This window comes from Glaciimonas sp. CA11.2 (genome assembly GCF_034314045.1).
Classification (GTDB): Bacteria; Pseudomonadota; Gammaproteobacteria; order Burkholderiales; family Burkholderiaceae_D; genus Glaciimonas.
Genome location: NZ_JAVIWL010000001.1, coordinates 3,490,219 through 3,503,452 on the forward strand (window position 1 = coordinate 3,490,219; position 13,234 = coordinate 3,503,452).

At 47.4% G+C, this 13,234-nt stretch carries 13 protein-coding genes; 9 read left to right on the forward strand and 4 right to left on the reverse strand.

Annotation, left to right across the window (positions count from 1 at the left end; translation table 11 throughout):
* Positions 1-57 precede the first annotated feature (57 nt).
* Positions 58-1,251, forward strand: coding sequence for an acyl-CoA desaturase (locus RGU75_RS15080; protein WP_322237236.1), 1,194 nt, complete (start codon positions 58-60; stop codon positions 1,249-1,251).
* Positions 1,252-1,524: 273 nt separating this feature from the next.
* On the forward strand, positions 1,525-2,010 hold the full coding sequence (locus RGU75_RS15085) for a DUF4019 domain-containing protein (RefSeq protein WP_322237238.1): 486 nt from the start codon (positions 1,525-1,527) through the stop codon (positions 2,008-2,010).
* Between the two features lie 123 nt (positions 2,011-2,133).
* Here the strand turns inward: RGU75_RS15085 and rpmG are convergent, their stop codons facing one another.
* The 3 genes from rpmG to radC all read right to left on the reverse strand — a co-directional run bounded on the left by rpmG (position 2,134) and on the right by radC (position 3,562).
* Positions 2,134-2,301: a 50S ribosomal protein L33 gene (gene rpmG / locus RGU75_RS15090; protein ID WP_009667251.1), complete on the reverse strand. Its 168-nt coding sequence runs from the start codon at positions 2,299-2,301 to the stop codon at positions 2,134-2,136.
* Between the two features lie 22 nt (positions 2,302-2,323).
* Complete coding sequence (gene rpmB, locus RGU75_RS15095) at positions 2,324-2,560, reverse strand: 50S ribosomal protein L28 (protein WP_168056908.1); 237 nt, start codon at positions 2,558-2,560, stop codon at positions 2,324-2,326.
* Between the two features lie 327 nt (positions 2,561-2,887).
* Positions 2,888-3,562 (reverse strand): RadC family protein, encoded by a 675-nt coding sequence (radC, locus tag RGU75_RS15100; RefSeq protein ID WP_322237241.1) that lies wholly within the window; start codon positions 3,560-3,562, stop codon positions 2,888-2,890.
* A gap of 294 nt (positions 3,563-3,856) precedes the next feature.
* On the opposite strand from radC, the gene RGU75_RS15105 reads away from it, so the two are divergent.
* From RGU75_RS15105 to RGU75_RS15130, 6 genes are all read left to right on the forward strand, one after another.
* Entirely contained in the window at positions 3,857-4,312 is a 456-nt protein-coding gene (locus RGU75_RS15105) for a peptidylprolyl isomerase (RefSeq protein WP_322237243.1), read from the forward strand.
* Positions 4,313-4,377: 65 nt separating this feature from the next.
* Positions 4,378-5,328, forward strand: a complete 951-nt coding sequence (gene ispH, locus RGU75_RS15110) for a 4-hydroxy-3-methylbut-2-enyl diphosphate reductase (RefSeq protein WP_322240558.1) — start codon at positions 4,378-4,380, stop codon at positions 5,326-5,328.
* An 872-nt stretch (positions 5,329-6,200) separates the two neighbouring features.
* Positions 6,201-7,130 carry a branched-chain amino acid ABC transporter permease gene (locus RGU75_RS15115; RefSeq protein ID WP_322237245.1) on the forward strand — a complete coding sequence of 310 codons (930 nt, stop codon included), beginning with the start codon at positions 6,201-6,203 and terminating at the stop codon, positions 7,128-7,130.
* Between the two features lie 18 nt (positions 7,131-7,148).
* Positions 7,149-8,363 (forward strand): ABC transporter permease subunit, encoded by a 1,215-nt coding sequence (locus RGU75_RS15120; protein WP_322237247.1) that lies wholly within the window; start codon positions 7,149-7,151, stop codon positions 8,361-8,363.
* Between the two features lie 9 nt (positions 8,364-8,372).
* Entirely contained in the window at positions 8,373-9,143 is a 771-nt protein-coding gene (locus RGU75_RS15125) for an ABC transporter ATP-binding protein (RefSeq protein ID WP_322237249.1), read from the forward strand.
* On the forward strand, positions 9,143-9,868 hold the full coding sequence (locus tag RGU75_RS15130; protein WP_322237251.1) for an ABC transporter ATP-binding protein: 726 nt from the start codon (positions 9,143-9,145) through the stop codon (positions 9,866-9,868). The genes RGU75_RS15125 and RGU75_RS15130 overlap by 1 nt, the downstream gene beginning before the upstream one ends.
* 202 nt (positions 9,869-10,070) lie before the next feature.
* Here RGU75_RS15130 and RGU75_RS15135 read toward each other — a convergent pair whose 3' ends face one another.
* The gene (locus RGU75_RS15135) at positions 10,071-11,159 is read right to left on the reverse strand and encodes a lytic transglycosylase domain-containing protein (protein WP_322237253.1); all 1,089 of its coding nucleotides are present in this window, start codon (positions 11,157-11,159) and stop codon (positions 10,071-10,073) included.
* A gap of 537 nt (positions 11,160-11,696) precedes the next feature.
* Between RGU75_RS15135 and ubiD the strand changes: the two genes are divergently transcribed.
* Entirely contained in the window at positions 11,697-13,181 is a 1,485-nt protein-coding gene (gene ubiD / locus RGU75_RS15140; protein ID WP_322237255.1) for a 4-hydroxy-3-polyprenylbenzoate decarboxylase, read from the forward strand.
* Positions 13,182-13,234 lie beyond the last annotated feature (53 nt).

Consider the following 13,234-nt stretch of genomic DNA (forward strand, 5'->3'; position numbering starts at 1 on the left):
TACGAAAAGAGCGCCAAATTCTGCTACAGCGCCATCATCACCTATGGAGGACACTTAGTGTTCAATGCAATTATTGATTTTCTGTCGAATGGTTTGACTGGTGCTACAGCATGGCAAGTTGTCATTTTTACGCTTGTTGTTACCCACATTACCATCGCTGGTGTCACTATTTATCTGCATCGTTGCCAAGCTCATCGTGCGCTTGATTTGCATGCGATTCCGAGTCATTTCTTTCGATTCTGGCTATGGCTGAGTACCGGAATGGTCACCAAAGAATGGGCGGCGATTCATCGGAAGCACCACGCTAAATGCGAGACTGAGGAAGATCCTCATAGCCCGGTGACACGCGGAATTAAAAAGGTCTTGTTAGAAGGTGCCGAGTTGTATCGCGCCGAATCAAAGGTCCCGGAAACCATGGAAAAATATGGCCATGGCACTCCAGACGACTGGATTGAACGTAATCTTTACACCAAACATAGTGCGTTGGGTATTGTGCTGATGCTGTTTATCAATCTAGCCTTATTCGGTGTTATTGGATTGACCGTGTGGGCCGTACAAATGCTGTGGATTCCAATTACTGCTGCGGGGATTATCAACGGCATTGGACACTATTGGGGCTATCGCAACTACGATTGTAATGATGCGGCAACGAATATCATCCCATTCGGTATTCTCATCGGTGGCGAAGAATTACATAACAACCATCATACATTCGGGACATCGGCCAAGTTGTCGTCGAAGTGGTATGAGTTTGATATCGGCTGGATGTATATTCGCATGCTTGAAATAGTGGGTCTTGCCAAGGTCAAGAAAATTGCTCCGGCACCAAAATTCAATAGTGCCAAATTAGTTCCGGACTTGGATACATTACAGTCTGTTATTGCTAATCGATATGATGTGATGGCGAAATATGCCAAATCACTCAAAAGCACCTGGCAAGAAGAGCGGGCGCATTTGGCTGGAAAAGCAGCTTTGGAATCAGGTTTTCTTAAATCGGCAAAAAAGCTATTGCAACGCGAGCCAACTAAATTAGAAGCGCCTCAAAAGCAGCAGTTAACGGAGTTATTCCTTCACAGCAAGGCGCTTCAAACTATGCATGAGATGCGGGTTGAGTTAGGTGCAATTTGGGAGCGGTCACATTTTACACGTGATCAATTGCTGCATCAGCTTCAGGATTGGTGTGCACGCGCTGAAGCATCTAAGATTAAAGCGTTGGAAGATTTCTCTTTACGTCTGCGGAGTTATTCCTGATCGAAAGCGAAAAGTGAGTAATTATAAAGCGGCCTGTTAAGGCCGTTTTTTTTCGCCTACTTTATGTTGGCCGCAAATCTAAATTTTTTAACGTGTCTTCTTTAGTGAAGCCGTGGTAACTTTTTATTCCGTCGTAGAGGGCGCTTTGTTCTTTTTTGAGGGAACTGAAATGTGAACAACGTGCCAAATGATGTAGATTGTATGTGCGGTACTAAAAATGGCACTGGCAAGTGTAAGTGATCAGTCAATTTCATTTCTATTTCAGAGAAAATTATGAATCAGTCCTTAGCGTCTAAACAATATTGTGCGTATGTTTTGCTGGCTGTTGGCGTGATGGTTTGCAATGGCAACGCGTATGCGCAAACATTGTCTCTGGATGGCGCTGTCGCGGCTGCATCACAGTGGGCGACTCTTGCAGATGCCAATCAGGCCGAACGTATGTGGACGGCTAGCGGGCCGGTAATGCAAAAAAGCATCAATAAAGAGGATTGGGCCAAGTATCTCACCAATCTACGCAATGACTTAGGTTCGCTTAATGGTCGGGAATGGGCGGAAGTCGTACGCGTGGGTCAACCAACAAACCTACCGAAAGGGGATTATGTAAATGTCGTATTTTCCTCTCGCTTCACTAAATCCCCTGCTGGAGAGGCTGTGTCATTAATGTACGCGGCTGGTCGTTGGGTGCCAGTCGGTTACGTGGTCCATAAGGTCCAACCTATCGCGGCTAACGGCGCAGCAGCGTCAGCGACAACAAAATAATTAATTCTGGCTGTCTAATCAGAAACGATATCAACTAGATTTTGCTTCAACGTTTGGCTGAGTAAAAATAAAAAAACCCCGCAAGATACAATCTTGCGGGGTTTTTTTGTGAGGTCTGATCAATTACTTGATCTTTGTCTCTTTATACTCAACGTGCTTACGAACTTTCGGATCGAATTTCATGATCGACATTTTTTCCGGTGTTGTACGCTTGTTTTTGGTAGTCGTGTAGAAGTGACCTGTACCAGCAGTCGACTCTAACTTGATTTTGTCGCGGCCTGATTTCGCCATGATGGTTCCTTTATTCTGCTAGTTAGACTTTTTCGCCACGAGCACGCATATCAACTAAAACGACATCAATGCCGAGTTTGTCAATAACGCGCAGACCGGCGTTGGAAAGGCGCAGGGAGACCCAGCGGTTTTCTGACTCAACAAAAATACGACGATTTTGCAGGTTAGGCAAAAAGCGACGTTTTGTCTTGTTGTTTGCATGGGAAACATTGTTGCCGACCATCGGCTTCTTCCCGGTGACTTGGCAGACACGTGCCATGTTTTACTCCTAGATGATTTCCGAAATTGGAAAAAATGAGAGTATATCTAAAAAACTGATGTTTTTCAATAACTTGGCGAAAACAAGTGTGTCTTTTTACTTTTGTTGTATTTAACAATTTGCCATGCGGTGACCATTTTGGTTGTTAAGTAGCTATGTGAAATCGTTCGGGCGGTATGCGACTATAGGGAACTGCCCAGCCAGGGCAGGCTGTTATCTGAGTTACGTCATGCTGGAAGTTAAGTACTCTTCTTAAGTTAGCACGCAATTATCAATGCGTATCAATGCGAGGTAATGAACTCTGCCGAGGCTTTATGTCAACCATTGTTATAAAAATCCGTGTTCTGCAAATGAGTATACAGACGACCCAGCGATGATGAAATGATCCAAAGTGCGTACGTCTACTAAATCTAATGCCTGTTTCAGCACCTTGGTCAATTCACGATCCGCCTGACTTGGCTCTGGGCTTCCGGATGGGTGATTATGCGCAAGCATGACGCTGGCTGCATTATGTGCCAGGGCGGCCTTCACTACTTCGCGCGGATAAACACTAGTATGCGTCAGAGTGCCCCGAAACAATTCCTTTGAGGCAATCAGACAATTTTTGACATCTAAAAAAAGTACTACAAATGATTCGTACTGTTTGTTTGATATTAACAATTGCAGATATTGTTTGACGGCGGTGGGTGAATTGAAACTACCTTCATCCCGTAGTTTTTCGCTCAGCGCCCGTCTTGCTAATTCAAGGACAGCCTGCAATTGGGCAAACTTGGCAGGGCCAAGACCATGAATGGCTGAAAAATCGCTTAGCGTGGCGGAAAACAGGCGGTTGAGCGAGCCAAAGTGGTTAGCCATGTCGCGAGCAAGGTCAACCGCACTTTTGCCGGTCACGCCGACTCTTAAAAAAACCGCTAATAGTTCTGCATCGGAAAGCGCTTCAGGTCCGAGTCGGATGAGCCGTTCGCGAGGGCGTTGGTCTAGCGGCCAGTCAGTAATAGCCAATGTATGTTTTCCAGTTGTGGGTATTATTCATAGTGCGTACGCAAAATCGCCCCATCGGCGTTGTGCTTTCCTGGCCGTCAACGTGGCCCGGTAATAGTGCACTGTCTTCGTAAGCATGCCTTGATCGGACAATTTTGGGTAAGTCCTAATTCATAAAGGTGATGTAAAAAATAATTCTTAGTATTCCTAAGGATTGTTCGGGTTGAATCGGAGATAACGTTGGTAACTCCGACCTTTTTCTTTAACCTGCCTTACAATACGGTTCCGATGTTTTGTTTCCAATTTCCTTTATTCATGCCTAATTCTTCCTTACCAGTAGTAACCGAAGCGTCTTATTTGACTTTGCACTATCGTCTGGCCTCTCAGGCGGGTGATGATATTGTCAGCACCTTCAAGGCTTCTCCTGCGACTTTGCAATTTGGTATGGGACAGTTAGCGCCGTTTCTCGAAAATTGTTTGCTTGGCCTGCCAGAAGGAACGCACAAAACGTTCGAACTACCGCCTGAGCAAGCTTTTGGTCCTCGTAATCCTGATTTGGTACAACGAGTCTCCCGCGCCACCCTGAAGCAAAACTCGCAACTGGGACACGAGTATCGAATTGGCGATTTAGTTGATTTCGCAGCACCAGGAGGTGGTCAGTTCGCAGGTGTATTGCGTGAAATTGATGAGCAAAGTGCATTATTCGATTTCAATCATCCTTTAGCCGGTCAACAGGTTCAGTTTGAAGTAAAAATTATCGGTATTTTGTAACGTAGGCACCAAGTTAAGTAAGTAACGCAGGATTGTGAAAATTACATGTTTTGGTGGGTTATATGATGGATAAAGAGATTTTGCTGGCACAACCACGCGGATTTTGTGCAGGTGTCGATCGTGCGATTGAAATAGTGGAACGTGCGCTGATACAGTTTGGCGCACCTATTTATGTACGTCACGAAATTGTGCATAACGCCTATGTAGTTGCTGATTTGCGCCAAAAAGGGGCGGTGTTTATTGAGGAATTGGCGGACGTTCCGCCCGGTAATACCGTCATTTTCTCGGCACATGGGGTCTCCAAAGCCGTTCAGGCAGAGGCGGAACAGCGTGGGTTAAAAGTATTTGATGCGACCTGTCCGTTAGTCACCAAGGTGCATATCGAAGTCGCCAAGATGCGCAGGGAAGGCCGCGAGATTATTATGATTGGGCACGACGGTCATCCAGAAGTGGAGGGCACGATGGGGCAGACAGAGCAAGGTATGCATTTAGTTGAAACCGTGGACGATGTTGAAAAACTCAACGTGACGGACCCCGAAATGTTATCTTACGTCTCACAGACCACGTTGTCTGTGGATGACACGGCAGATGTGATTGCCGCGCTCAAACGTAAATATCCCAATATTACCGAGCCAAAGAAGGGTGACATTTGCTACGCAACGACTAATCGTCAGCAAGCCGTCAAGTTCATGGCACCGCAAGTGGATGTTGTTATTGTTGTGGGAAGCCCGAATAGTTCTAATTCCAATCGTCTGCGTGAGGTAGCCGAAAAAATGGGAACCGCGGCCTATATGGTGGACAACGCGTCACAAATTGATCCAGCGTGGTTGCAAGATAAGCCACGAATAGGCTTAACAGCTGGCGCTTCGGCCCCTGAGGTATTGGTGCAAGCTGTCATTGATCGGCTCAAGGAGTACGGTGCAAAAAGTGTTCGCCCGCTGGACGGCGTTGAGGAAAATGTGACTTTTCCGATGCCTAAAGGTTTAATGCGCGTCGAAAACATCAAACCTCAATAGACGTCACTCAGCGGTCTAACGGGCATGTTTTATTTGGTGGTAGTTGAAAAGATCAATCCTTATCCAGTGTGGTTTGCTTAAATTTTCTGAGTAAATCTGTAGAGCATTAGCAAAAAACCTCGTGATTTGTACATGAGGTTTTTTTTCGTCATGACGCTCTATTACTGGTGTTCACGGAATAAAATTTAGAGGAGGGCTTACTTTTCCATGGAAAGTTTTTTCCTTTCCTCGTTATTATGGCGGCGTCTAATGGAGACTTCTACAGCCGCTTTTGGGATTTAATTAACATACGGAAATGTGGAAACTACTAAGGTTTCCAACTCACTCTATATCGATATAATCCGCTGAATTTTAAGGCCTTTGGAACGGATACAAATAGTATAAAAATAGTATAAAAATTTTGCAAAAAAACGATTTTAGTTTAAATGCAAAGGAGATGAAACATCGTAGATTTAACATCGGCTCCCCGAGCTGCCATCGCTTAATTATTCATGCTATAAACCTACTAGATAAGTCCTGCAGTGCTCGTTATAATCGCCCTGTTATGGTGCTAATCTTACACAAATGCACCAACTCGGGAATGTGCGAAAAGTGAGCGAAACAAAAAATATTTTAAAAAAATGAATTAGGAGACAACTACTATGTGCATTTTTACAATTGCCGACATTTCAACCATACAAAATTTCCTTTCTCATCACTTTAGCTAATTAATCTCATTATTTCGATGGCACGCCGGTTTTTACCCGGGTGCCGTTTTTGTATCTGGAATGATTTTTGCTATACAGATGAACAGCACCCTACGGGGCTCCTTACTGTGTTGGACGGTATAGGTGAGCTGATTTGAATCGAATCATATTAAGAATAAGGAAATCATGGATACCTTTATCCAACAAATTATCAATGGCTTAGTGCTGGGAAGCATGTACGCTTTGATCGCGCTGGGTTACACGATGGTGTACGGCGTTTTGAACCTGATTAATTTCGCCCATGGCGATATCTTAATGATCGGCGCGATGGTTGGTCTGTCGATTCTGAAGTTAATCCAGGCTTATGCGCCTGACTTACCTGGCATCGTCAAACTGATGATCGCTATTGCGGGCGCTATTCCGGTCTGTGTGATCGTCAATCTGGTTATCGAACGGATCGCATACCGGCCGTTACGCAATGCGCCGCGTCTGGCACCGTTGATCACCGCGATTGGTGTTTCTATTCTGTTGCAGACTTTTGCGATGATGATATGGGGACGCAGTCCTCTGGCAATGCCGCAAGTGATGCCATCTGATCCCGTGCATATATTGGGCGCGCTGATTTCTCCGACCCAGATCATGCTGTTGATATTGGCGACGGTTGCGATGGTCGGTCTGGTGTTGCTGGTGGAGAAAACTAAAATGGGTCGCGCCATGCGTGCTACTGCCGAAAATCCTCGGGTTGCCGGTCTCATGGGTGTTGACTCCAATCGCGTCATTGTGATGACGTTTGCGATTGGCGCTGCATTGGCGGCAGTCGCTGGCGTGATGTGGGGTGCTAATTATTCTTCGGCCCAATTTGCAATGGGCTTCGTACCGGGATTGAAGGCCTTTTCGGCTGCGGTCTTGGGCGGAATTGGCAATATTTACGGCGCGATGTTGGGTGGTATTTTGTTGGGGCTAATCGAAAGTCTGGGTGCTGGCTATATTGGTGATCTTACCGGCAATTTTCTCGGTAGTAATTACCAGGATATTTTTGCGTTCATCGTACTGATCATCGTACTGACCCTTCGTCCGTCCGGCATCATGGGCGAACGTGTGGCCGATCGAGCTTAACCGGGACTGGAGAAACTTATGGCTAATTATTTCGATACGAAACAAAATCCGGCGAAAGCCTATGGCAGTTTGGCCGTCCTGGCGGTATTTTTGGTGGCGTTTCCATTTGTAGCCTCCATGTACGGTAACTCGTGGGTCCGAATCATGGACTTTGCGCTGCTGTACATTATGCTGGCGTTGGGACTCAATATTGTGGTCGGCTTTGCCGGTCTGCTTGATTTGGGCTACATCGCGTTTTATGCGATTGGCGCTTACATGACCGGTCTTCTGGCATCGCCGCAATTTGCGTCGGTGCTGGAATCCTTCGTCAATACTTATCCTGCAGTGGGGAATTTTCTGGTGATGATTTGTGGGCCAGAAATCGTCCAGAATGGTATCCATTTATCGCTGTGGGTGATTGTTCCGCTGGGCGCTGCGCTGGCCGGTTTGTTTGGTGCGATCCTTGGCGCGCCGACCTTGAAATTGCGCGGTGATTATTTGGCGATTGTCACGCTGGGCTTTGGTGAAATCATCCGAATTTTCATGAATAATCTGAACGCACCGGTGAATATTACCAACGGTCCGCAAGGGATCAACCTGATTGACCCGATCCATATTTTTGGCGTGTCGCTTGCTGGCGCACGTGGGTCGAACGCGACGGTTTATTTTGGTGGTTTCGGCATGCCTTCCGTCAATGCGTATTACTTTTTGTTCTTATTTCTTTGTGTCGCCATCATTTTTATCACCGTGCGTTTGCAGCACTCACGTCTTGGTCGGGCATGGGTTGCTATTCGCGAAGATGAAATTGCTGCCAAGGCGATGGGCATCAACACACGTAACGTCAAGTTGCTGGCGTTTGCGATGGGTGCGTCATTTGCGGGAGTTGCTGGCGCGATGTTTGCCTCGTTCCAGGGTTTTGTGTCACCTGAATCGTTCTCCTTGACCGAGTCGATCGCGGTATTAGCGATGGTGGTATTGGGCGGTATGGGACACATTCCGGGCGTCGTGTTGGGTGCTGTCTTGTTGTCGGCATTGCCGGAGGTATTGCGGCATACGGTAGAACCGGTCCAGATGGCGATTTTCGGTAAGGTCTTAATTGACGCAGAAGTATTGCGTCAATTGTTATATGGCCTGGCAATGGTGGTGATTATGCTGACCCGTCCATCTGGCTTGTGGCCTGCGCCAAAACACGAAGACCGGCCTGATACCGATGTCGATAAACCTGCGAAGTCAGCCGACGTCGTGGCGGCCTAAGGAGATCTCATGAGCGAACAAATTATTCTGAATATCTCCGGCGTCAATAAGCGATTTGGCGGCCTGCAGGCATTGTCTGAAGTCAGCATCAAGATTTTGAAAGGCCAGATTTATGGTCTGATTGGTCCTAACGGCGCTGGCAAGACGACTTTATTTAATGTAATTACTGGCCTGTATCAGCCTGATACAGGGTCTTTTGAGCTATCTGGCAAGTCGTATTCACCTTCGGCACCACATGAGGTGGCGAAAGCGGGAATTGCTCGCACTTTCCAGAATATTCGTCTGTTTGGTGAAATGACCGCTCTCGAAAACGTCATGGTCGGTTGTCATGTCCGTAGCCATCAAGGCGTATTTGGTGCCGTATTTAAGCATCCTGCGGCACGCCGTGAAGAGGCAGGCATCCGCGCGCGTTCTATGGCGTTGCTTGATTTCGTTGGTATCGCACGTTTTGCGGATCGCACCTCGCGCCACCTGTCTTACGGCGACCAACGCCGTCTGGAGATTGCACGTGCGTTAGCGACCGAGCCGCAATTGCTGGCACTGGACGAACCCGCCGCCGGGATGAACGCCACCGAAAAGCTCGGCTTACGTGAGCTGCTGGTTAAAATCAAGAATGAAGGAAAAACCATTTTGTTGATCGAACATGACGTCAAACTGATGATGGGGCTATGCGACCGTATGACGGTGCTGGATTATGGCAAGCCGATTGCCGAAGGTTTGCCGGCGGACATCCAAAAGAATCCAGCTGTCATTGAAGCTTACTTGGGAGGTGGTCACTAATGGCTGAGAATATTCTGCGCGTTGATGGGCTAAAAGTGGCATACGGCGGTATCAAAGCAGTTAAAGGCATTACTCTCGAGGTCAACAAAGGGGAGTTAGTGACGTTGATTGGTGCCAATGGTGCAGGCAAAACCACGACGCTTAAAGCTATTACCGGCACCTTACCAAACTGTAAAGTTGAAGGCACGCTGCACTATTTGGGTCAGGCGATCAAGGGTAATCACTCGTTCGATCTCGTCAAGAAAAATCTAGCAATGGTGCCGGAAGGCCGTGGTGTTTTTACGCGGATGAGCATTCACGAAAACTTGTTGATGGGCGCTTATATTCGCGACGACAAGGCTGCTATTGCTGCGGATATCGATAAATGGTTCGGTGTGTTTCCTCGTCTAAAAGAGCGTTCGGCGCAGATGGCGGGAACGTTGTCGGGCGGCGAACAGCAAATGCTCGCCATGGCGCGCGCACTGATGAGTCATCCGACACTATTATTGCTGGATGAACCGTCGATGGGCTTGTCTCCAATCATGGTAGAGAAAATCTTTGAAGTAATCCGTAATGTGTCGGCGCAAGGCATTACTATTTTGCTGGTTGAGCAGAATGCTAAGTTGGCATTGGAGGCAGCACATCGCGGTTATGTGATGGATTCCGGCCTGGTCACGATGAGCGGTAATGCTAAAGACATGCTGAATGATCCAAAAGTTCAAGCGGCATATTTGGGCGAAGGCTAACGGACGTTTCATGCTGATCGCGGATGCTTGGCCGTTCCATCCTAGATCGATGTCTTAAGATGGCAGATCAGCTTGATGAATAGTTATACCTTCATGCAACAATAAAAAAGGAGCCCAAGGCTCCTTTTTTATTGTTTCCTTACTGTTATTGACCGCGCACCATATTTTGTATGGTGGCCCAATTTTTCAGGCCAAACCAAGTTTAAATAACAGCATTATGATCAGATGTTGATTCCGATTGATGCCGTTTGAAGTCTTTGACATCTGCGGCTGCTTCTGCCGGCATTGTACTCACCTCATCAGGAGTAGTCGCCGGCGCTTGCGTCACAACGTGCACAGGACGTTGTTTTGGTGCGAAGTTCGGAACCACGGCACCGCGCGAGGATACGTTTTTCCCTGTGGCAACATCTTGCAGGCGACGATACTCGGCAAGTACACGACTGCCGTAGCCGCCATCATTGGCAAAAGCCGCCGCACCAACGTAACGTTTTAGACCAGCCTCAACTGAGCCGCCTTGAACGACGTAATCCTTCAGGATGAGCGATCCGACCTTAATATTGGCAGCTGGATTAAGGGCCGCTTTTACACCACCAAAGTTCTCAAATTTTTCTTGATGAACTTTTGACATTACTTGCATGAGTCCTTGCGCGCCAACAGGACTTTCGGCAAACGGGTTCAATCCCGATTCGATCGCCATCACGGCTAAAATCAGAAGCGGATCAAGTTTGGTTTCCTTAGCAGTCTTGTACGCGGTGCTGACAAACATATTCGTCGCGTCACTGGCCACGCGATAACGTTTTGACAGCCAGTTGGTGACCCACTGTTGCTGATGCGCATCCGACGTTTTCATAATTGGGCTCTTTGCTTTACCCAATTGAGGCTGATTTGACGGGTTCTGCGCCACTGTCTCAGCGATTGCAGCCAGATTATTGGCGGTACGCGCTTCAGTATCAACCACATCGCTCTCATCGACTGCTGATACCGCTGGCAGCGCAGACCGTATCTGGCTAGTCGGCATAAATGCCGAAAGACCTTTAAATCCGTCGACTAACTCTGGTTTTGCGACTAAGGTTGTTACACCGATAACGGAAATCAGTCCAACCATTAGCACAGCCATACCTGCCATGCCAGTGCTACCAATGACGTCGCTTACGGTGCTCCGGGCAGTCGATAGTGCATTTACTGTCAGACTGGCAGATTGAGTGCCTAGTTGTTTTACTGCATCTAACGGTGTTTTATGAGGGCCGACTCTGACCCTTGTAGTTCCTACTTTTATTGATCGTGCTAACAAATTGAACCTCCTGTATCGTTGCGTTGCATGCAGCGGCCCAAATGGGCGCATAAGCCAAAACATCGGCTAAATCCCGCATACAACGTAATCAATATCGCTTGGCGCTTCCTTGAGCCTGAAAAGGCTCCTACTTATATATGGCGCAAAACAACGTTTTGTTTGCAGTCGACTGGTGGTTAGGAAAATCACATTCGGTTTAATGTGCCGACCAGTTGCAAACAAATTTTTTGGGAAGGCTGATGCCTTTTGCTACATTCCTTAAAATATCATCGTTTAAAAATGATATTTGGGACCCCAAATCCCGTGTGTGGTGAGAGCTGAAAATGCGGTGGAAAGGGCGTTTCGACCCCTGTTGACTTCACCTAGACTGCCGCGCATTGTAGGGGGCGGTTTATATCAAGTCAACACTATAGAACATAGATTCTATTACTTTTAAATCTAATGATTGCAGGTGTACGGGGGTAAAAGTCAATAGAATCAATGGCTTGGCTGAAATGCTTAAATTGTAGGCTTCACAAATAGAAACACTCAAAACCCATGAAATATACCGATTTACGTGATTTTATTGTCAAGTTGGAGCAGTTAGGAGAGTTGAAACGTGTTTCTGTCCCCGTTTCTCCCTTTCTTGAAATGACGGAAATATGTGATCGGACCCTTCGCGCGTCCGGTCCGGCATTGCTATTTGAAAGCCCCACTGGCCACACAATTCCGGTTTTGGGTAACTTATTTGGAACTCCTCGACGTGTCGCGTTGGGTATGGGGGTCGACGATGTCAGCGAGTTGCGTCGTATTGGGCACGTTTTGGCACGCTTGAAAGAGCCAGAGCCTCCAAAGGATTTTAAGGATTTATTGGGCCTGGGCTCTTTAGTGAAATCGCTATGGGATATGGCGCCTAAAGAGCGTCGTTCGGCACCATGTCAGGAAATAGTCTGGGAAGGTAACGATGTTGATCTCGCAAAATTGCCAATTCAGCATTGCTGGCCAGGGGATGTTGCACCATTAATTACATGGGGCCTGGTGATTACTAAAGGGCCGCATAAAAAACGTCAGAATCTTGGTATTTACCGCCAACAAGTGCTGTCGCGGAATAAGGTCATCATGCGCTGGTTGGCGCATCGCGGTGGTGCGCTTGACTTTCGTGAGCATGCAATTGCCACTGGCGGCAAACCGTATCCAATAGCGGTCGCGCTCGGCGCCGATCCCGCTACTATATTAGGAGCCGTGACGCCGGTTCCGGACAGCTTGTCTGAATATCAGTTTGCAGGATTATTGCGTGGCAGTCGCACCGAGTTGGTAAAAGCTGTTGGATCTGAATTGCGCGTTCCGGCTTCGGCAGAAATTGTGCTGGAAGGCCATATCAATCCAGACCCCAATCATCCTTCTGGCTATGAAATGGCGCTTGAGGGGCCGTTCGGAGATCACACCGGTTATTACAACGAGCAAGATTATTTTCCGGTATTTACGATTGATCGTATTACGATGCGCCCGTCACCGATTTATCATTCGACTTATACCGGCAAACCGCCTGATGAGCCCGCGGTGCTCGGCGTGGCGTTAAATGAAGTTTTTATTCCATTATTGCAAAAACAGTTTACCGAAATAATCGATTTCTATTTGCCGCCTGAAGGATGCAGCTACCGCATGGCCGTGGTCCAAATCAAGAAGGCGTACGCCGGTCATGCCAAGCGGGTTATGTTTGGGGTATGGAGTTTTTTGCGGCAGTTTATGTACACCAAATTTATTATTGTGGTCGATGAGGATGTCAATATTCGCAACTGGAACGAAGTGATCTGGGCAATCACAACACGGGTTGATCCATTGCGTGACACCACGTTGGTTGATAACACGCCGATAGATTATCTGGATTTCGCCTCTCCGGTCAGTGGCTTAGGAAGCAAGATGGGGATTGATGCCACGAATAAATGGCCCGGTGAAACGACGCGTGAATGGGGGACAACTATTTCGATGACGAAAGAGGTGAAGGCGCGCGTGGATCAAATATGGCAAGAGTTGGGCTTATAGGTCGTCGACAATATGCTTGTGGTCGGCTTAGTGCGTACTTATAAAAGGAAGCT

Excerpts from the sequence above, each read along its gene's own strand:
- RGU75_RS15115 (WP_322237245.1), top strand. The coding sequence starts at position 6,201 with ATGGATACCTTTATCCAACAAATTATCAATGGCTTAGTGCTGGGAAGC.
- RGU75_RS15125 (WP_322237249.1), top strand. The coding sequence starts at position 8,373 with ATGAGCGAACAAATTATTCTGAATATCTCCGGCGTCAATAAGCGATTT.
- RGU75_RS15085 (WP_322237238.1), top strand. The coding sequence starts at position 1,525 with ATGAATCAGTCCTTAGCGTCTAAACAATATTGTGCGTATGTTTTGCTG.
- RGU75_RS15105 (WP_322237243.1), top strand. The coding sequence starts at position 3,857 with ATGCCTAATTCTTCCTTACCAGTAGTAACCGAAGCGTCTTATTTGACT.
- ispH (WP_322240558.1), top strand. The coding sequence starts at position 4,378 with ATGGATAAAGAGATTTTGCTGGCACAACCACGCGGATTTTGTGCAGGT.
- ubiD (WP_322237255.1), top strand. The coding sequence starts at position 11,697 with ATGAAATATACCGATTTACGTGATTTTATTGTCAAGTTGGAGCAGTTA.
- rpmG (WP_009667251.1), bottom strand. The coding sequence starts at position 2,301 with ATGGCGAAATCAGGCCGCGACAAAATCAAGTTAGAGTCGACTGCTGGT.
- RGU75_RS15120 (WP_322237247.1), top strand. The coding sequence starts at position 7,149 with ATGGCTAATTATTTCGATACGAAACAAAATCCGGCGAAAGCCTATGGC.
- rpmB (WP_168056908.1), bottom strand. The coding sequence starts at position 2,560 with ATGGCACGTGTCTGCCAAGTCACCGGGAAGAAGCCGATGGTCGGCAAC.
- RGU75_RS15130 (WP_322237251.1), top strand. The coding sequence starts at position 9,143 with ATGGCTGAGAATATTCTGCGCGTTGATGGGCTAAAAGTGGCATACGGC.